Raw genomic sequence first — 19473 nt, forward strand, 5'->3', positions numbered from 1 at the left:
AAAGTATGTCTTTGAGATTGAAAGTCTTAATTATAATGTTAGTCCTCGCATCTGGATTGATCATAAGCTTTGGTTTCCTCTACAATAATGTCTCTACATCGATAATTAACACTGTTAAAGAAAGCATATCAAACCAAACGAGTGCTCTCTCAAAATTCATTTCCGAAAAAATCGTGAACATCACAAACATATCAAAAGCAGCTGCCACCTATCTTGGTTCGCAATTTTTTGAGGCATTCATGATAGCGAATCAGATGAAGCCAACTGTTGAGAAAGATCAGGGAACTTTTGCTTTTGGTTTTGCTGTCCTTACCCTGAACAAAAGTGCCGCCACTGTTACCAAAGAAAGAACGGTGAGAGAAGATTACAGTAAATATGAGAGGTACGTTAAACTGGTCGAAAACAAAGATTACGTTTTGATACCAGAAACCTTTCAGGGAACGCCCGTCCTGACCGTAGTGGTTCCCATAGAAACTATGAATACCCGTACCGGGATTGTGGGTTTTGGAATAAATCTTTCCGAAAACTCTGATCTCTGGAAGGCAGTTGTAGAAGAAGGGAAAGCGAGCAAGAGCGGCTACGGGCTTCTTGTCACAAGCGACGGGAAAGTACTGATTCACAAAGACATGGGAAACTTCATGAAAGACGTGAAGGAGCTTGGAGACTTTGAGAGAGCATTCGAGGAAGCAAAGAAAGGTGGAGAGAAATACGTAGAGTACGAATACAACGGAGAGAAGAAATACACCGTGTGGGAGAAAGTGCCCGGATACGACTTCTACATCTTCTCGACGGGGTACCTGGATGAACTTCTTGCAGAAGGAAGGAAAGCGACCTTTGGGACGATAGTGACGTATGTAGTGTTTGGCGGCGTGATCTTTGCGGTGTTGTTTGTTTCGATGATGCCGATAGTGAAGAGAATGAGGCAGCAGGTAGAGAAAGTGAAGAGATTCGGAGAAGGGGACCTGACAGTAGAGTTCGAAGCGAAAGGGAAAGATGAACTGACCCAGATAGAAGAGAGCCTGAAAGAAGCGGTACTATCACTCAAAGAGATGATAGTGAGCATCATAGAAGCTTCGAAAGAGCTTAGCGGAGCATCAGAAGAGATAAAAGTTCTCTCAGAAGAGAGCCACAAGATGTCAGAGAACCTGCACGAAGAAGCCAAGAAGATACTGGACGAGGCGAACAACATGAGCAGTGCGCTGACAGAAGTGACGAGTGGCGTAGAAGAAGTGGCAGCGAGTGCGCAGAACATTTCAAAGATCACCCAGGATCTGACAGAAAGGTCAGAAGCGGTGACGAAAGCGGCAAGAGAAGGAACAGAGAGAGTAGAAGCGGTGGGAGGAGTCATAAACAAACTCAAAGGGTCAGCAGAAAGACAGAGGGACTACCTGAGAGAACTCGTTGACTCAGCCAAGACGATAGGGGAGATAGTGGACACGATCAGCTCGATAGCAGAGCAGACGAACCTACTTGCCTTGAACGCAGCGATAGAAGCAGCTCGAGCTGGGGAAGCGGGAAGGGGCTTTGCGGTTGTGGCAGACGAGATAAGGAAACTTGCAGAAGAGAGCCAGAGGGCGACAGAAGACATAGCGAAGATGTTGAGCAGTTTGAGGGCAACGATAGAACACGTGGAGAACGGCTCGAAAGAGATGTTCGAAGGAGTGGACGAGATAGCGGTGATGGGAGAAGAAGTCACAAAGAGGTTCAGGGAGATCCTTGGAAGGATAGAAGAGATCAACAGCATGATAGAGAACACAGCTGCCACTGCGCAGGAGCAGGGAGCGGCTGCAGAAGAAATGGCAAGCGCTATGGACAACGTCACAAAGATAGTCGAAGGAGTTGTGGAAAGTCTAAACAGAATGGAGTCTCTCATAGAAGATCAGACCGAATCTGCTGCCAAGGTCTTTCAGGCCGCTGAAAGACTGTCTGAGCTTTCTGAACAGCTCTCAGCACTCGTTCAGAAGTTCAAAGTGTGAGGTGAATCTGGGTGAAAAAAAGGTTCAAATACAGAACACTCGAAGAGATGCGCTGGGAAGCTATTACGTTGGGAATCGATCTTCCACTGTCGGGTGATTTCGATGTTTTCAGAGATCCTGTTGATCTTGGTTCAAAGACAATACCGAACAGGTTCGTTGATCAACCCATGGAAGGAAACGACGCACAGCTCGATGGAACCCCTGGTCCCCTCACACTGAGACGTTACAGAAGACTCGCCGAAGGTGGAGCTGGTGTGATATGGGTGGAAGCCATCGCCATTTCCAGGGAAGCGAGGGGAAACGACAGACAACTAATGTTAACAGAAGAAACTGTGAACTCTTTCAGAAGCTTTGTTGCAGAGATAAAAAGTGCTTCCTTGAAAACAAACAACTTTGAACCGTACGTTGTAGCCCAGCTTACCCATCCTGGAAGATTTGGAAAGAACAGAAAGATTCTCTTCCACGATAAATTCTTGGATGAAAAATACGGTATAACAGAAGATTTCCCCCTCATGTCCGATGAAGAACTGGACAGCTTGAAAGAACAGTACCTGAGAGCTGCAAAATTCGCAAAAATAGCTGGATTCGATGCGGTTGATATCAAAGCGTGTCACAGATACCTTCTTTCCGAACTACTTGCAGCACACACACGCGAGGGAAAATATGGGGGTTCCTACGAAAACAGAACAAAACTTCTGAAAGACATCGTAAGACTCGTTAGAGAGGAAGTCGAAATAGATATTACCGTGCGATTGAACCTTTCTGACTTCATTCCTTACCCATACGGATGGGGATCGACAGAAGAAGGAACACTCGATTTCACAGAACCTGGAAGACTTCTGAAAGAACTGGAAGAACTCGGTGTGAAAATAATCAACGTGACCGCTTCCACACCGTATCTGAAACCTCATATAAACAGACCGTATGATGAAATGGGAAAGTACAATCCCCCTGAGCATCCCATCGTTGGAGCCATGAGACTTCTGAACCTGGCGAAACTGGCCAAAGAAACTCTTTCAAGAACGCTCGTTGTTGCGAGCGGCTTCACCTGGTTCAGACAGTTCGCACCCTACGTTGCAGCCGGTATGCTGAAGAACAGCTGGTGCGACCTTGTGGGTTTTGGAAGAATGACATTCGCTTATCCAGACTATCCAAAAGACATACTGACAAAGGGGGAACTCGATCCGAAGAAGGTCTGTATCACCTGTAACAAATGTGCAGAACTGAAAGCCGCGGGAGAAAGCTGTGGTTGCGTTGTCAGAGACAGTGAAGTGTACCTTCCCATATACAGAAAGATGGAGGAGAACAAGAAATCATGAGAGAGTCGGTTGTTAAGTTAAACGAACACACCCTGAGAATTTTCTCTCTCAATACTATCGTGGTGGGTTCTGGTGCTGCGGGTTTGAATGCAGTAGACAGGGTTTTCTCTTTTGGTCAGAAAGATGTGGCACTTTTAACGGACAACCTGAAATGGGGAACATCCAGAAACACTGGCTCTGACAAGCAAACATACTACAAGCTCACGCTCGCAGGTAATGTACCTGATTCCGTTTATGAACTTGCTGAAACATTGTTCAACGGAGGAAGTATGGACGGTGACATCGCACTCGTTGAAGCTGCCCTTTCGGCCCGGGCGTTTTTCAGGCTCGTGGAACTTGGGGTTCCTTTTCCCCATTCGAGGTACGGTGAGTACGTTGGATACAAGACAGATCATGATCCCAAACAGCGCGCTACCTCTGCAGGTCCTCTGACTTCCTATTACATGTGCGAAAAACTCCTGGAGGAGATCAGAAGAAAGGGTATAAAGATCTTTGAAGGTTACCAGGCGATTGGTATCTTAACAGACAGAAACGAAGAAAAAACAATTGGTCTCATCGCGCTCGATCTGAACAACCTCTATGATCCGGAAAAGAGATACGTTCTCTTCAACGTGAAAAACATAATCTATGCAACCGGTGGACCTGCGGGAATGTTCTATTTCCACTCGGTTTATCCTCCTGTGCATTTTGGAGCCACTGGTATCGCTTTCGAAGCGGGGGTTATGGGGAAGAATCTGACGGAATGGCAGTTTGGAATCGCTTCCAAAAAGTTCAGATGGAACCTGTCTGGTACCTATCAACAGGTCATACCGAGGTACGTTTCTACGGATGAAAATGGAAACGATGAAAGAGAGTTCCTTGAAGAGTACTTCCCGGATCCTTCCACGATGCTGAACGCCATTTTTCTGAAAGGTTACCAGTGGCCGTTCGATGTGAGAAAGATAAAAAACTACGGTTCCTCTCTGATAGATATCCTCGTGTTCTACGAAACAGTAATCAAAGGTAGAAGGGTCTGGTTGGATTTCACAAGAAACCCCAGCTGGGGAAGCAAAAACGGGGAACTGGACTTCTCCCTTCTTGGAAAAGAAGCGTACGAATACCTGAAAAATTCAGGTGCTCTCTTCGGTCGACCCATAGACAGGCTTGAAAAAATGAACGGACCCGCGATAGAAGTCTATTTACAGCACGGAATAGATCTGAGAAAAGAATACTTAGAAATCGGAGTCTGCGCCCAGCATAACAACGGAGGTCTTCATGGAAACATTTGGTGGGAAAGCAATCTGAAACATTTCTTCCCGGTGGGAGAAGTGAACGGATCCCATGGAGTATACAGACCCGGTGGTAGCGCTCTGAACTCTGGACAGGTGGGAGGAGTGAGGGCCGCCCAGTACATAGTAGAGAACTACTCTGGTGATCCTCTGTGCGAAGAGAAAATTCTGGAAGAGGCGAAAGATCAAATCCTCAAAAAAATTGAACTGGGCGAAAGTTTTGTGAAAAGAATCACTGGAAAATCCAATGTGTCATCCATTCTCAAAGAGATAAGCGAGCGTTCCATGAGAAGTATGGGTATAGTGAGATCTCTTGAAGAAGCGAGAAAAGGGAAAAACGAGACCCTCAGAGATTTCAATAATCTGATTGAAAAAGTAGAACTCTCCTCTATAAGACAACTTCCTTTCGCATTCAGACTTTACGACGTTCTTCTCACACAATACGTGTATCTTTCAGCAGTTGAAAATTACATAGAATCGGGTGGAAAGAGTAGAGGTTCTTACATCGTTCACGATCCGACCGGAGAACTTCCCATCCCGAATCTACCAGAGATGTTCAGATACAGCCTGGCTGGCGAATCTTTTAACAAGAAAATTCAGAGAGTTCGTTGCAAAGAAAACAGGTGTGAATTTTTCTGGGATCCTGTGAAGGAAATTCCAAGGGAAGATACCTGGTTCGAAACGGTATGGAATAGCTTCATGAGGAGAGAAGTTCTCAGATGAGAAGGAGGCAACAACTCATGAAAGAAGTCTCTGTGGTTCTCGTAGGCATCGGGGGTTACGGTAACAAATATGTAGAGTACATACTGAGAGAAGGAAGAGAAAAAGGTGTTCGAATATCTGGTGTGGTAGATCCGTATCCACAGAACAGCAGGTTCTATGATGAACTCCGTTCGTTAAACGTTCCTATGTACAACACACTCGAAGAATTTTACTCTCACCATACAGCAGATCTTGCTATCATTTCTTCTCCTATCCATTATCACTGCGAGCAAACCTGTACGGCAGTCAGAAACGGAAGTCACGTGCTCTGTGAAAAACCCGCTGCAGCTACTGTAAAGGAAGTAAAAAAGATGATCGAATGCAGAGAAAAATACGGAAAGATCGTAGCGATAGGTTATCAGTGGTCCTATAATCCTGCGGTTCTCAAGCTCAAGGAGGATATTCTCGCTGGAAAATTTGGAAAGCCGGTTCTTTTTAAAACTCTTGTCCTCTGGCCAAGAGATACGGCTTATTACAGAAGAAACTCCTGGGCAGGAAAATTGAAGGTGAACAATCGATGGGTTTTAGACAGTGTGGCGGGAAACGCTACAGCACACTTTCTCCACAACATGCTTTTCTTGCTGGGTGAAAAAATGGAAGAAAGTGCGTATCCTGAAAGTATAGTTGCGGAGCTCTACAGAGCCAACGACATAGAAAGTTTCGACACCTGTGCTTTGAAAATGACTGTGAGAAAGATACCCGTTCTTTTCTTCGCAACACACGCTGTAAAAGAACGTAAAGGACCTGTTTTTGAATACAGATTTGAAAAGGCCCGGGTCATATGTAATTACCCGGAATATCCTGAAAGTGAAGAGAATCTTCTCGTTGTTTATGAAGATGGCAGAAAAGAGATTTACGGTCCAACAGATCACGGTAGTATGAGAAAACTCTGGGTTGTGGTAGATGCAGTGAGGGGGCAAAAGGAATTCATCTGTACCCTTGAATCGGCCATGGCCCACACAATTGCTATAAATGAAGCACACGTTTCCATGAAAGAAATCCAGGATTTTCCAACAGAACTGAAAAGAGTAGAGGGAGAACCTCCTCTGATTTGGGTAGAAGGATTAAAAGAGGCCATGGAGAGAGCCTACGAGGAGGAAAAAATCTTTTCTGAACTGAATCTACCGTGGGCGAAGCGTGGTGAAGAAGTAAAGCTTGAAAACTTCGAGGGGCTCGAAGGGGAGATAACATGCTGAAGATATGCGTAATTGGCTCCTCTGGTCATTTCAGATATGCTTTAGAAGGACTCGACGAGGAGTGTTCCGTTACCGGAATCGCACCAGGGGTACCAGAAGAAGATTTGTCAAAGCTGGAAAAAGCTATATCTGAAATGAACATAAAACCGAAGAAATACAACAACTGGTGGGAAATGTTAGAAAAAGAAAAACCCGATATTCTGGTTATAAATACCGTTTTTTCTCTGAACGGAAAGATCCTGCTAGAAGCTTTAGAGAGAAAAATCCATGCCTTCGTAGAGAAACCCATAGCTACCACCTTCGAAGATCTGGAAAAGATCAGGTCTGTCTATCAGAAGGTGAGGAACGAGGTTTTCTTCACAGCCATGTTTGGTATCAGATACCGGCCACATTTTCTCACCGCCAAAAAACTTGTCAGTGAAGGTGCTGTGGGTGAAATCAGACTCGTGAACACACAGAAGTCATACAAACTCGGACAAAGACCAGATTTTTACAAAAAGAGGGAAACATACGGAGGGACCATTCCCTGGGTTGGAATACACGCGATTGACTGGATCCACTGGATCACCGAAAAAAAATTTCTCTCCGTTTATGCTACTCACTCACGTCTTCACAATTCAGGCCATGGAGAACTCGAAACGACGGCACTCTGCCACTTCACATTGGAAGACGAAGTTTTCGCATCCCTTTCCATAGATTATCTCAGACCCCATGGTGCCCCTACCCACGACGACGACAGAATGAGAATAGTGGGGACCAAGGGAATCGTCGAGGTCATTAATGAAAGAGTGTTTCTCACTGACGAGAAAGGACACAGAGAAGTACCACTCGTTGAAAAAGGGCAGATTTTCGAAGATTTCTTGAGGGAAATTCGTGGTCAAGGAAAGTGCATGGTAACCCCGGAAGACTCTATTCTCACCACCGAGATCGCATTGAAAGCAAGACTTTCAGCAGATACAGGGCAAATCGTTAGGATTTGAAGGAGGAAAAAAATGCTCTATACGACGTTCTCGGCGATAATTCCTTCTTTTCTCATAATCCTCATCGGCTACACTTTGGGGAAAGTTTTTTCTGAAGAAACAATGGGTCTTGCTTCAAAAGTTGCAATCTGGGTCATGGTTCCAACGGTAACGTTTACCTTTATAAACGAATACACTCCCAGTTTTTCAACTCTTGGAGAATTCGGACTTGGAGTGGCTATTATTTTTGTTATCTTCTATCTTTATTCCAGACTCTTCAAGGAGAAAAAAGAAGTGATTCACGTCACCGCAGTTACCGCAAACGTTGGCTATTTGGGATATCCTATCCTTCTTTCTTTGTGGGGAGAAGAAGCACTTTCTCTCGGAGTGGTTTACGCCACCCTGAACATCATCATGTTCTCCGCAGTTCTTCCCATGTTCCTTGGTGAGAAAGTGAACATTAAAAATCTGTTCAGACTTCCTTACGTGTACGCTCTGATTGCAGGATTTCTAACCGGAAAATTGGGCTGGAGTTTTCGAGAACTTCCCGAATGGCTTGTAAATGCTATTTTGATGTTGAAGCAATCTGCCATACCGTACCTTCTTCTTTACGTGGGATTGTCTGTTTCCAAACTGAAACTGGGAAGACATCTTTCGAAGATTGGCGGGATCATCGTTGTGAATAAGCTCTTCCTTGCCCCCCTCATTGCACTGGTTTTCGCTCTGATTTACGGTCTTGAAGGACTCACAGCCAAGGTTTTCGTGCTGGAAACCGCGATGCCTGCTGCTGTGAACGCAGTGGTTCTCACTTCTGCCCTCGGTGGAGACAGTGAAACAGTGGGTTACGGTGTTACTCTCACCACTTTCTTTGCCATCTTCACTCTTCCTGTCTGGGCTGTCATCTTAGAGAGAATATTCAGTTGATATTGTCAGCTACCCTGTTCCATAGGAGGCAAGGCTCTCCGCTTCGACCCGTGATAGATCGTAGCCTCTTTTCGGGTTCTGCCGCCAGAGTACGTTCCACGGGCATGAACTCGGACGGTTCCTGTCCCTATCGTGATGCGTTCCACATGCACTTCACGTCCATTCTCTAACATTCAAGCACCTTGTAGAAGATGGAGTCCTCTTTGCAAGTCTTAATAAAAATTTTTCTATACTTCGTGAAAAATTTAACAATTAAGGTTGATAATAATGGTAGGAGGTGATAATCATGATAACAACCACCATATTTCCAGGTAGATATGTTCAGGGGGCAGGTGCTATCGACATTCTAGAAGAAGAACTTTCTCGTTTTGGAGGAAGGGCATTTGTGGTGATCGATGATTTTGTGGACAAAAACGTGCTAGGAGAAAATTTCTTCAGCTCTTTTATAAACGTCAGGGTAAACAAACAGATCTTTGGTGGAGAGTGTTCAGACGAAGAGATAGAGAGACTTTCAGGTCTTGTTGAAGAAGAAACAGACGTGGTGGTGGGCATAGGTGGCGGAAAAACACTCGATACCGCTAAAGCGGTCGCCTATAAGTTGAAGAAGCCTGTTGTGATTGTTCCAACTATTGCCTCTACAGATGCTCCATGCAGTGCCCTTTCCGTGATTTACACACCAAACGGGGAGTTCAAAAGATACCTGTTTTTGCCAAAGAATCCAGATGTCGTTCTAGTAGACACGGAGATTGTAGCGAAAGCCCCCGCGAGATTTCTCGTTGCCGGAATGGGAGATGCCCTTGCCACGTGGTTTGAGGCAGAATCTTGTAAACAGAAATATGCTCCAAATATGACGGGAAGACTTGGTTCGATGACAGCCTACGCACTCGCAAGACTTTGCTATGAGACACTTTTAGAATACGGTGTACTCGCGAAAAGGTCGGTGGAGGAAAAGTCTGTCACACCTGCCCTTGAAAAAATCGTTGAGGCGAACACCCTTTTAAGTGGTCTGGGATTCGAAAGTGGAGGACTGGCAGCTGCACATGCTATTCACAACGGTCTCACCGTTCTGGAAAATACCCACAAGTATTTACACGGGGAAAAAGTGGCCATAGGAGTTCTCGCATCACTGTTTTTGACTGACAAACCCAGAAAGATGATCGAAGAGGTCTACTCTTTCTGTGAAGAAGTGGGATTACCTACTACTCTGGCAGAGATAGGACTTGATGGTGTTTCGGACGAGGATCTGATGAAAGTGGCTGAGAAAGCCTGTGACAAGAATGAAACAATACACAACGAACCCCAACCTTTGACATCAAAAGATGTGTTTTTCGCCCTAAAAGCAGCAGACAGGTACGGAAGGATGAGAAAAAACCTCACTTGACCTTTCTTCTTTTTTTAGTCTTGTTGTTGTCTGCTGCAAGAATCAGACGCCTTCTCAGAAGGTTGAGGGAGTCCGCATACTCATCAGCGAATCTGTCCATGGAGTTTATCTACTCCAATTTCTTTGACAAATCCCAGTTCTACAAATCACCTGGTATTTCTGTTTCGTCCAGTACCTCCACACCGTTTCTTTCCAGAACGAAAGCGGTAACTCCCTTTCCCGGAACCAATCTTCCGGAAAAACTTCCATCGTAGACGAATTTTTTTCCACAGGAGGGACTTTTAGATTTCAGAATGGCGAGGTCTACTTTCAGAAGGCGAGCAACCTTGAGGGTGGTTTCCGCGCCTTTCAAAAAATTCTCAGTTCTGTCGCTTCCAAACTCATCGAGAACTCTTTCCTTCCCGGTCCATCCGCAGCCTCCATAAATCTCACACCGGGGCCTTGGAGTTGGAAGACCACCAAGTTGCTCGGGACAGACAGGTATCAGATCGTGCCTTTCCAGCAGCGAAAGAACTCTTTCATCTGCTGCTGAACGTCCGTCGTATCTTGTGGGAAGTCCCAGAAGGCACGCGCTTACCAGGATCTTCATTCTCCACCGGTTCCTATGAGTTCTTTTTTCAACACCCAGATCTGGTTTGGCAGGTAATTGATCGGATTCACGGCTTTCTCATTCACTCTAACCTCGAAATGAAGGTGAGGCCCTGTACTCAAACCGGTGTTTCCAACCCTTCCTATTATCTGACCTTTCTTTACGTACTGACCCTCGTATACATCTATTTGGGAAAGATGCCCGTATATGTGTTCGTAAGAAGCAGATTTTATTTTTATCATGAGGCCATATCCGCCGTTTTCCCCGGCGAACTCCACCACTCCGCTTTCGGCGGCGAATATGGGTGTACCCTCCGGTGCCGCTATATCAACCCCTGAGTGAAAGGAATATTTCCCGGTTATGGGGTGAATCCTCCAGCCAAAACCGGAGGAAATGACACCATAAACAGGCCAGATGAAGAATTTCTCATCGTTGAACGCCTTTCCAATGATACTTTCAGGTATGAAAAGCTTCTGTCCCGCATATATGGTGTAAGACTTGAGCTGATTCGCTTCCTTTATGAAAGTAGCGGTTGTGAAGAACCTTTTTGCAATAGTATCGAGGGTGTCTCCTTTTTTCACTGTGTAAAGGTAGCCAGGAGGTTGAGGAATCACGATCTCCTGCCCCACTCTGAGGCTGTGAGGATCGAGTCCGGGATTCCAGTCAAGAAGGAGAGAGGGGGAAATCCCAAAGTTGAGGGAAATACTGTAAAGGGTGTCGTTCTTCTGGACCTTGTAATGAATCAGAAAGTAGGATGAAAATCCATGTACGAAAAAGACAACCAGAAAAAGCAAAAAGAAGCCTCTCTTCATCCTCCCCATCCTTTCATACGAGTTCTATCAGCTTCTCAGGTATCTTATAGGCCGGAAGGACGTAATCAGCGTAACCTTCTTCGATCACCGACTTGGGCATTCCAAAGACGACACATGTTTCTTTGTCCTCGGCTATTACCGTTCCACCGTAAAACTTGACCTTGAATGCTCCCTTGGTGCCATCTTTGCCCATACCCGTGAGAATTACAGCTATCGTTTTGGATTTGTATATCTCCGCTGCTTTGTCCAGGGTGAAATCCACCGATGGCCTCACGTTGTTTATTTTATCAGACTTGTCCAGGAAGAAAAAAACCTTGCCGTTCTGGGCTTTCAAACCAAGATGGAAGTCCCCGGGAGCGATATAAACAAAACCGGGCTTGACCTCTTCTCCGTCTTCAGCCTCTTTCACGGTGAGTTCAGAGGTGCTATCCAGCCTCATTGCGAGCGATTTTGTGAAACCAGGAGGCATGTGCTGGACCACAACTATTGGAGCTGGGAAGTTTTTCGGAAGGTTTGGGATGATCATGTCGAGCGATCTGGGCCCTCCGGTTGAGGAACCTATAACCACGATTTTCCCACTTACAGCTGGTTTGGTTATGGTGAGCCGTGAAACCTTCGGCTTAAAGAGGAGAGTGCGTGGATCCACGTTCATCGCCTGTCTGATCTTTTCCAGAAGTTCCGGGGCAACTTGTCTGAAAGTGAGAGAAACCGAACCGTGCGGCTTGGTGATGAAATCCACCGCACCGTTTCTGAGAGCTTCTATTGTGATCGCCGCGCCTTCTTCCGTCAAACTGCTCACCATGATGACTCGTGTGGGGACTTTTTTCATGATGAGTTTCAGCGCTTCAATTCCGTTCAGATTCGGCATTTCGATGTCCATGGTTATGACGTCTGGTTTGAGTTCTACAGCCTTTTCAACGGCTTCCAAACCGTCTTTAGCGAATCCCACTACCTTCATGTCTGGCTGAGAATCTATGATATCTTTGAGTACCATCCTCATGAACGCCGAGTCATCTACCACCAGTACTCTTATCACCCTGTCTGTCATTTCTGTACCTCCTCATGGAAAAAGAGATTACAGGAAAGAATATCAAAACACCAGAAACGAAGAACTTGGCAAACGAAGGTTCCCAGGAGAAAAGAGCTTTTCCCAGTATCAAAATACCCACAACCACTGAAAAAAGTGAATACCAGAGAACCACACCGGCCGCTATATCTTTCACGAGCTTTACCGATTCACTGTACTCCTTGAAGAAAAGATCGAGAAATTTTTCCACCACCGTGTTGAGAAGCTCCGCTCCAATGACAGAGAATATGGCAAAGTATATCCACAAAATATCATTCGCACTCAACGGCAAAAAGAGAGAAAAAATAGCCACAACGATCCCTATGAAGAAATGTATTTTGAGATTTCTCTCAAGTTTTAAGGCATTTTCTATTCCTTCAAAGGCGTTTTTGAAGGACTTCAAAATATTATTCGAATCCCGCTGCAAGCCTCTTCCACACCCTCTCTGTTTTTATCTTGAACTGTTTTTCGAACATGTTGTAGCCGAACTCCAAAGCCTTCAAGTTTATGTCCCACAGAGGCCTCCTCACGTGATCTTTCAGTGCTCTTTTCAAAGAATCGAGCTTCACTATGTTACAAACTTTGGCAAGTACCCCCACCATTATGACGTTAGAAACCATAGCCGTCTTGAATTCTGAAATGGCCCTTTCTGTAGCGGGTACAAACAGAATCTTTCGGGTTATTCTCTTTACGAAGTCAGGAACGTTCTTCACAAAAGTTTGATCGAGAATGACCACACCGTTTACTTTCACCGACTTGTAAAGCTCGTCCATCGCTTTCTGATGAAGAATACACACAATGTCGAAATATTCACTCTCTGGATAGTCTATCGGTGAGTCGTCGTAAAGCACGTCGCAGTAACTGACATCTCCTCTCACCTGAGCGCTGTAAGACTGCGTTTGGACAACCCATTTACCTTCATAAACGAGAGCCTTCGCGAGTATCAAACCCGCCAGTATGTTTCCCTGTCCGCTGATACCCGCTATTCGTATGGAAACAGGCTCTGTCATTCCATCGCACCTTCTTTTCTGGTCAAACGCCTGTAAACAGTCAGAAAGTCTTCTTTTTCTTCCTCACGGAAGATTCCTATCTTTATTTTACCTTCTTCGGGTCGTTCCAGAAAACACGTGTTGTTCTTGAAGTATTCCATCATCTGATGAGGTTCGGGCATGCCGTTGTACCGTCCAAAGTAGGTGTGACAGTTCGTTAGAACGTCAACAACAGAAATTCCCCGGTGCTGAAGGGCCTTTTTTAGGACTCTCACCAGGTGATCGTAGTGATAAACGGTACTTCTCGCAACGAAAGTGGCTCCAGCGGAGAGAGCTATCTCCACCGCGTCGAACGGTTTTTCAAAGGCCCCAAGAGGAGTTGTCGAAGTCTGATAATACTGAGGAGTCGTTGAAGAAACCTGGCCACCTGTCATGCCGTATATCATGTTGTTGAAAATGACAACGGTTATATCTATGTTCCTCCTACACGCGTGTATGAAATGGTTCCCACCTATCGAGAGAATGTCTCCGTCTCCTCCCATCACAACCACTTCGAAATCCGGCTTTGCCAGCTTCACTCCCGTTGCGAAGGCGATTGCCCTTCCATGAAGGGTGTGCAACGTGTTGAAATCGAGGTACCCTGTAGCCCTCGAGGAACAACCGATTCCAGACACCACAGCCACTTTTTCTTTTGGAAGTGCGAGGTCATCCACGGCTTCCAGGAACGCTTTCAGGACTATTCCGTTCCCACAACCCGGGCACCAGACGCTCGGCCACCTGCCCGGCCTGAGGTAAGAAATGAGTCTTTCCGTCTTCACATCTCATCACCTACAAAGCGAACACTTTCCACTCCCGTGAACTTGAAGAAGAAATCTGTCAGAGGATCAGGATAATCCTTCTCGTAAACGACTCTCTTTATTCCAGCGTTAACTATGAGTCTTGCACAGATTGAACACGGTTTGTGCGTGACATATATGGTAGCACCGTTGACCGCTATACCGAACTTTGCCGCTTGCATCAATGCGTTCTGCTCCGCGTGTAGCGCGTAGCATATCTCCTGGTGTTCTCCAGAATTTATTTCAAGGTCATCGCGGATACATCCGATTTCGTTGCAGTGGGGAAATTTCGAGGGAGGCTGGTTGTATCCGGTGGCGAGGATTCTGTGATCTTTCACAATCACAGCTCCCACTTTTCTGTGAACACAGGTCGATCGCTCACTAACCATCCTGGCAATCCTCATGAAGTAGGAGTCCCAGGATTCTCTACTATCCGGTTTCTTCTCTATTTTCAGATTGTTCAGGTATTCCTCCAGCCTGTCTTTCACAAACTCACCCTTATGAGATTGTATCACAAACAAAAGCGAGGGCTTTACGTACCCTCGCCTTCTGTAGTATAATTTCAATCCCAGACGTCGTTTTAAGGGAGGCCGAAAAAAGGGAGGAGGTTTCTCCTCCCGAAAGGAAACCTTATCCTATGGCCTCCCGTCCTCTTTCTCCCGTTCTGATCCTAATGCAATCCAGCAGATCCAGCACAAAAATTTTCCCATCTCCTATGTTTCCTGTCCTTGCTCCTTTTTGAATCGCCTCGATAGTTGGTTCAACGAATTCTTCATTGACCGCTATGAGAAGCATCACCTTTTTGAGAAGATTCACCTCTTCTACTTCACCTCGATACGTTTCTGTGTATCCCTTCTGTTGACCACATCCAAGAACGTTCATGACAGTCATCTTGTAAATCTGAGCATCGAAAAGTGCCTTTTTCACATCCGGTAACTTGTGGGGTTGTATAACAGCTATGATCAGTTTCATACTGTCACCTCCTTCATCTTGTGGTGAAGATTTCAAAATCAGCGTATCCTTCCATGCCGTGCTCCTCTATATCCAGCCCCTTCAACTCTATGTCTCTGTCCACCCTCAAACCAATTGTCTTTTTGATGAACCAGAAAACAAGGAAACTGGTCACTACTGTCCAGGCAAACACACTGACCACCCCCAGAAACTGAACTCCAAGTTGATGCACTCCTCCTCCGAAGAAGAGTCCGTTCACATCCCCCATCCCGCTTGCAAGAGCGTACTTGCTCTCCGCAAAGAGCCCCACGGCGAGAGTCCCCCAAGCACCGTTGACACCGTGAACGGATATGGCCCCAACGGGATCGTCGATTTTCAAAACTTTGTCGAAGAACTCAACCGCAAACACTACGAGCACCCCTCCGATCGCTCCTATGATCAAAGAACTCACAGGAGACACCACAGCACACGGTGCGGTGATGGCAACAAGGCCAGCAAGAGCACCGTTCATCGTCATACTTGCATCCGGCTTTCCATATTTTGCCCATACGGTGAACATCGCGGCAAGTGCTCCAGTGGCAGCAGCGAGGTTGGTGTTCAATATGATCATCCCTATCGCACCGTTCGTTCCGGCAAGGGTACTCCCTCCATTGAACCCGAACCATCCAAACCAGAGGATGAAGGTTCCAAGAGCAGCAAGAGGAATGTTATGCCCTGGAATAGGCCTGGGATTTCCCTGACTGTCGTACTTTCCAAACCTGGGCCCAAGAAGAGCCGCACCTATCATGGCAGCCCATCCACCAACAGAATGAACAACTGTGGAACCTGCAAAATCGATAAAACCTTTCTGTGCAAGCCATCCTCCTCCCCAGATCCACCTTCCAACAACCGAATAGATGATTCCTGTTATGAAACCTGTGTAAGCGAGGTACGCGGAAAACTTAGTGCGCTCTGCCATCGCTCCGGACACAATCGTCGCGGCCGTACCTGCGAAAGCCATCTGAAACATCCACATGGCAAAATCCCAGAGACCTTCTTTTGTGGAGGGATCAAAGGTGAGAGGATGTTTCCCGAACATAATCCAGTAACCGAAGATGAAGAAGACCACAGATCCGATCGCAAAATCCATGAGGTTTTTCATGAGCACATTCACCGTGTTCTTTGCGCGGGTGAAACCGGACTCTACCATGGCAAAACCCGCCTGCATGAAGAAGACCAGCGCTGCGGAAATGAGGATCCAGACCATGTCGAGTGACCAGCCGACATCTGTGACACCGTTCTGGGCGAAACCCACAGAAAGAAAAGCAAGAACTAGCAACAAGGAAAAAACTCTCTTTCGCATAAAAACACCTCCTTTTGGTAAATATGTTTGTTGACTCTTTTAAGATTAATTCTCTATCAATATGATACAAATAAACAATATTCTTGAAAAACAAAAAAACAAACACCATGGGGTTCGTTTTCTTGAGGGTACAAACCCCATGTTGGATTGGATATTTATTACTAATTTCCGGGAATAAATTTCTGGAGGATTTTATATGTCTCAATACTATCAATTCAAAAAACCGCTGTCAATTATGAGAATGTTTCAGTTTGACTGGGAAGATTGTTAACACTCCGGGTTGTATAATCGTCGGGGAGGGATCGACATGTCGGGAAAATTGACCGTAATCACGGGTCCCATGTACTCCGGAAAGACAACCGAGCTTCTCTCCTTTGTGGAGATATACAAACTGGGAAAGAAAAAAGTCGCTGTTTTTAAACCAAAAATCGACAGCAGATATCACTCCACCATGATCGTCTCTCATTCTGGAAACGGTGTTGAAGCACACGTGATAGAACGTCCTGAAGAAATGCGAAAGTACATCGAAGAAGACACCCGGGGAGTTTTCATAGATGAGGTGCAGTTCTTCAGCCCCGGTTTGTTTGAAGTGGTGAAAGACCTCCTTGACAGAGGAATAGATGTTTTCTGTGCGGGACTCGATCTCACACACAAGCAAAATCCCTTTGAAACAACCGCTCTGCTTCTCAGCCTCGCCGACACCGTGATCAAAAAGAAGGCAGTCTGTCACCGATGTGGTGAGTACAACGCTACTCTCACATTAAAAGTAGCAGGAGGCGAAGAAGAAATAGACGTTGGGGGACAGGAGAAATACATTGCGGTCTGCAGGGATTGTTACAACACCCTCAAAAAACGAGTTTGAAGGTGCTACCTTTTCCTTCTTCGCTTTCAAGAATTACCTTCGCTTTCAATCTGGAAGCGAGTTCTTTGACTATGGAAAGGCCAAGTCCAGAACCCTCTGTGTTTCTGGATATTCTGTAGAATCTCTCAAAGATTCTCTTCTGTTCTTTTTTCGGAATTCCAGGTCCTGTGTCCTGAACGTAGATGGTTAATCTACCTTCCTTTCTTGCACCGACGATCACTTTCCCTTTCTCTGTGAACTTCACAGCGTTATCGATCAGATTCTCCAGTATCACCCTCAAGGTATCTTTCTCGGTTTCTAAAAATAGATCTTCTGGGCAATCTATTTCCAGCACCAAACCCTTTGATTCTGCTTTCGGTTTGAATTCATTCACGATCTGCTGGAGAAACTCCTTGAGGTTTATTCTCTCTTTCACAACACCGTTGAAAGAACTTTCGCTTTTCACGAGAAGAAGCAGCTGATTTATTTGTTTACTCATCTTCTCGACGTTCTTTTCCATTATGCCCAGCTTGTTTTTCACATCATCTGGTAAATCTTCTCGATACTTCAAAACATCGAGACTTGTTCTCAGAACAGAGAGAGGCGTTTTCAGCTCATGGGAGGCGTCCATCGAGAATCTTTTCAGGCTGTTGTAGGCATTCCTCACGGGAAGCAGAGCCAGGCTGGACACGAAATATCCGAATACAGCGGCTCCCCCCGCAGAAAACAGAATCACGAGCAAATACATGGAAAGAAGTCTTCTGCTTCGCTCTATGAGATCGGAGATGTCCTTTCCCACCCTCAGGAATATTGTGGTGTCTCCCAGATCTATCTTTTTGGTGAAAATCCTGTAGTTCCCTTCCGTGGAAAACCCCTCTTCCACGGGAGTTTCGGGAGTTCCTATCTGTTCTCCCACCTCCAGAAAGACCTCTCCCGAGGGAAGCAGGAACTGAAACGCCTCACCACGTGGAACAAAGAGAGGATCCACTCCTCTAAACGTGCGGAGCATGCCCATCATACCGGGCGCTTTCAGTCTTCTTTCGATGAGATCCGCTGTTCTCCTCAGTTCACCATCGAATTGGGTGGTTATTCTTCTCTTTTCTACAATGAAAACAGCGCCCACCGTGATGGCCACTATGAGAACTATAGAGAGTGTGAACACGGCCGTCCAGATAAGCTGTGTTTTTCTGAATGCCTTCTTCTCATTCGTCACGGGCAACATAACCGATACCTCTCACCGTGTGAATTATTTTCTTTTTAAACCCTTTGTCCACTTTCTTCCTCAAATTCTTTATATGACTTCTCAAAACATCGGAGAAAACTTCATCATCGAAGCTCCACAGGTGTTCCTGGAGCTCCTCCTTTGTGACAACTCTGTTTTTGTTCATCACAAGGTATTCCAAAATTTGGTACTCCTTCTTTGTCAAATCTATTTCTTTACCGCCCCTGTATGCCTTTTTAGTGGCTGTATCCAAAATCAAGTCACCGCACACGAGTTTTGTGCTTTTGCTTTCGCTTTTTCTTCTGATGAGAGCTCTCACCCTGGCTATGAGCTCTCTGAGATCGAAAGGTTTGGGAAGGTAATCGTCCGCCCCCATGTTGAGACCTTTCACACGGTACTCCACATCTGAAAGAGCTGTGAGCATCAAAACAGGAGTGTTCACTCCGTTTTCCCTCATAGACTTCAGGATCTCCCACCCATCGTGGACGGAAAGCATTATATCAAGAATCACAACATCGAAAGGTTCGTTCAGAGCCATGTACATACCCTCTTCTCCATCGTAACAAACATCGACGGTGAACATTTCTTTCTTTAAAGCCTCGGCTATCAGATCGGCGAGATCTCTTTCGTCTTCTACCACAAGAACTCTCACGTTCATCACCCCGATTTTTGACCTTGATTAAATTCTATCAATTTGAACGTGAAAAAAACGTGAAACACCACCCCTTGAACTATCCCTGTTCTTGATGTATAATTTGAAAGGCCGTTGGGAGGTCGTCTAACGGTAGGACGGCGGACTCTGGATCCGCTGGTGGAGGTTCGAGTCCTCCCCTCCCAGCCAGAAAGGGGATGCAATGCATCCCCTTTTTCTTTATCCACAGACTAAATTAATTTTTATGCCATAACTGGAATAATTACACGGATGTTTCATAACAGACTTTTACTTTTCTCAAACGAAACAATACTGATACAGTCCTTTGATTGAGAGAACACATATGGTATAAATGTTATACACAAGATTTTATATTCATGCTCTTCTC

General features: G+C 45.7%; 19 protein-coding genes and 1 tRNA gene. 9 read left to right on the plus strand and 11 right to left on the minus strand.

Annotated elements, in window-relative coordinates; all coding sequences use genetic code 11:
• The first annotated feature begins 5 nt into the window (after positions 1–5).
• From TRQ2_RS02645 to TRQ2_RS02675, 7 genes are all read left to right on the plus strand, one after another.
• On the plus strand, positions 6–1976 hold the full coding sequence (locus tag TRQ2_RS02645; protein ID WP_012310594.1) for a methyl-accepting chemotaxis protein: 1971 nt from the start codon (positions 6–8) through the stop codon (positions 1974–1976).
• Between the two features lie 11 nt (positions 1977–1987).
• On the plus strand, positions 1988–3295 hold the full coding sequence (locus tag TRQ2_RS02650; protein WP_012310595.1) for an NADH:flavin oxidoreductase: 1308 nt from the start codon (positions 1988–1990) through the stop codon (positions 3293–3295).
• Positions 3292–5286: an FAD-binding protein gene (locus TRQ2_RS02655; protein ID WP_012310596.1), complete on the plus strand. Its 1995-nt coding sequence runs from the start codon at positions 3292–3294 to the stop codon at positions 5284–5286. The genes TRQ2_RS02650 and TRQ2_RS02655 overlap by 4 nt, the downstream gene beginning before the upstream one ends.
• A gap of 17 nt (positions 5287–5303) precedes the next feature.
• Entirely contained in the window at positions 5304–6521 is a 1218-nt protein-coding gene (locus tag TRQ2_RS02660; protein ID WP_012310597.1) for a Gfo/Idh/MocA family protein, read from the plus strand.
• Complete coding sequence (locus TRQ2_RS02665) at positions 6515–7501, plus strand: Gfo/Idh/MocA family protein (RefSeq protein ID WP_011943132.1); 987 nt, start codon at positions 6515–6517, stop codon at positions 7499–7501. Before TRQ2_RS02660 ends, TRQ2_RS02665 begins: the two co-directional genes overlap by 7 nt.
• A gap of 12 nt (positions 7502–7513) precedes the next feature.
• Complete coding sequence (locus TRQ2_RS02670) at positions 7514–8404, plus strand: AEC family transporter (RefSeq protein ID WP_012310598.1); 891 nt, start codon at positions 7514–7516, stop codon at positions 8402–8404.
• A gap of 286 nt (positions 8405–8690) precedes the next feature.
• Positions 8691–9785 carry a glycerol dehydrogenase gene (locus TRQ2_RS02675; protein ID WP_011943134.1) on the plus strand — a complete coding sequence of 365 codons (1095 nt, stop codon included), beginning with the start codon at positions 8691–8693 and terminating at the stop codon, positions 9783–9785.
• A gap of 139 nt (positions 9786–9924) precedes the next feature.
• Here TRQ2_RS02675 and TRQ2_RS02680 read toward each other — a convergent pair whose 3' ends face one another.
• The 9 genes from TRQ2_RS02680 to TRQ2_RS02720 form a co-directional block, all read right to left on the minus strand.
• Positions 9925–10374, minus strand: coding sequence for a DUF523 domain-containing protein (locus tag TRQ2_RS02680; RefSeq protein WP_008191986.1), 450 nt, complete (start codon positions 10372–10374; stop codon positions 9925–9927).
• Positions 10371–11186 (minus strand): peptidoglycan DD-metalloendopeptidase family protein, encoded by an 816-nt coding sequence (locus tag TRQ2_RS02685; protein WP_012310599.1) that lies wholly within the window; start codon positions 11184–11186, stop codon positions 10371–10373. Before TRQ2_RS02685 ends, TRQ2_RS02680 begins: the two co-directional genes overlap by 4 nt.
• 13 nt (positions 11187–11199) lie before the next feature.
• The gene (locus TRQ2_RS02690) at positions 11200–12234 is read right to left on the minus strand and encodes a chemotaxis response regulator protein-glutamate methylesterase (protein ID WP_012310600.1); all 1035 of its coding nucleotides are present in this window, start codon (positions 12232–12234) and stop codon (positions 11200–11202) included.
• Positions 12197–12679, minus strand: coding sequence for a diacylglycerol kinase family protein (locus tag TRQ2_RS02695; RefSeq protein WP_012310601.1), 483 nt, complete (start codon positions 12677–12679; stop codon positions 12197–12199). The genes TRQ2_RS02690 and TRQ2_RS02695 overlap by 38 nt, the downstream gene beginning before the upstream one ends.
• Positions 12660–13262 (minus strand): 2-oxoacid:acceptor oxidoreductase family protein, encoded by a 603-nt coding sequence (locus TRQ2_RS02700; RefSeq protein ID WP_004083247.1) that lies wholly within the window; start codon positions 13260–13262, stop codon positions 12660–12662. Before TRQ2_RS02700 ends, TRQ2_RS02695 begins: the two co-directional genes overlap by 20 nt.
• On the minus strand, positions 13259–14059 hold the full coding sequence (locus TRQ2_RS02705) for a 2-oxoacid:ferredoxin oxidoreductase subunit beta (protein ID WP_004083245.1): 801 nt from the start codon (positions 14057–14059) through the stop codon (positions 13259–13261). The genes TRQ2_RS02700 and TRQ2_RS02705 overlap by 4 nt, the downstream gene beginning before the upstream one ends.
• Positions 14056–14565: a cytidine/deoxycytidylate deaminase family protein gene (locus TRQ2_RS02710; protein WP_004083243.1), complete on the minus strand. Its 510-nt coding sequence runs from the start codon at positions 14563–14565 to the stop codon at positions 14056–14058. Before TRQ2_RS02710 ends, TRQ2_RS02705 begins: the two co-directional genes overlap by 4 nt.
• Positions 14566–14707: 142 nt before the next feature.
• Positions 14708–15049 (minus strand): P-II family nitrogen regulator, encoded by a 342-nt coding sequence (locus tag TRQ2_RS02715; RefSeq protein ID WP_011943147.1) that lies wholly within the window; start codon positions 15047–15049, stop codon positions 14708–14710.
• A gap of 13 nt (positions 15050–15062) precedes the next feature.
• On the minus strand, positions 15063–16370 hold the full coding sequence (locus TRQ2_RS02720; protein ID WP_011943148.1) for an ammonium transporter: 1308 nt from the start codon (positions 16368–16370) through the stop codon (positions 15063–15065).
• Positions 16371–16677: 307 nt separating this feature from the next.
• Here TRQ2_RS02720 and TRQ2_RS02725 point away from each other — a divergent pair, with 307 nt between their 5' ends.
• Entirely contained in the window at positions 16678–17232 is a 555-nt protein-coding gene (locus TRQ2_RS02725; protein WP_012310602.1) for a thymidine kinase, read from the plus strand.
• On the opposite strand, the gene TRQ2_RS02730 is transcribed toward TRQ2_RS02725, so the two are convergent.
• Together TRQ2_RS02730 and TRQ2_RS02735 are read right to left on the minus strand one after the other, a co-directional pair.
• Positions 17216–18433 carry a HAMP domain-containing sensor histidine kinase gene (locus TRQ2_RS02730; protein WP_012310603.1) on the minus strand — a complete coding sequence of 406 codons (1218 nt, stop codon included), beginning with the start codon at positions 18431–18433 and terminating at the stop codon, positions 17216–17218. The two genes, TRQ2_RS02725 and TRQ2_RS02730, sit on opposite strands and share 17 nt — an antisense overlap.
• Positions 18414–19085, minus strand: coding sequence for a response regulator transcription factor (locus tag TRQ2_RS02735; protein WP_012310604.1), 672 nt, complete (start codon positions 19083–19085; stop codon positions 18414–18416). The genes TRQ2_RS02730 and TRQ2_RS02735 overlap by 20 nt, the downstream gene beginning before the upstream one ends.
• Positions 19086–19200: 115 nt before the next feature.
• Between TRQ2_RS02735 and TRQ2_RS02740 the strand changes: the two genes are divergently transcribed.
• Positions 19201–19274: transfer RNA gene (locus tag TRQ2_RS02740), tRNA-Gln, on the plus strand.
• Positions 19275–19473: the final 199 nt, after the last annotated feature.

The organism is Thermotoga sp. RQ2, from assembly GCF_000019625.1.
GTDB classification, from domain to species: domain Bacteria; phylum Thermotogota; class Thermotogae; order Thermotogales; family Thermotogaceae; genus Thermotoga; species Thermotoga maritima.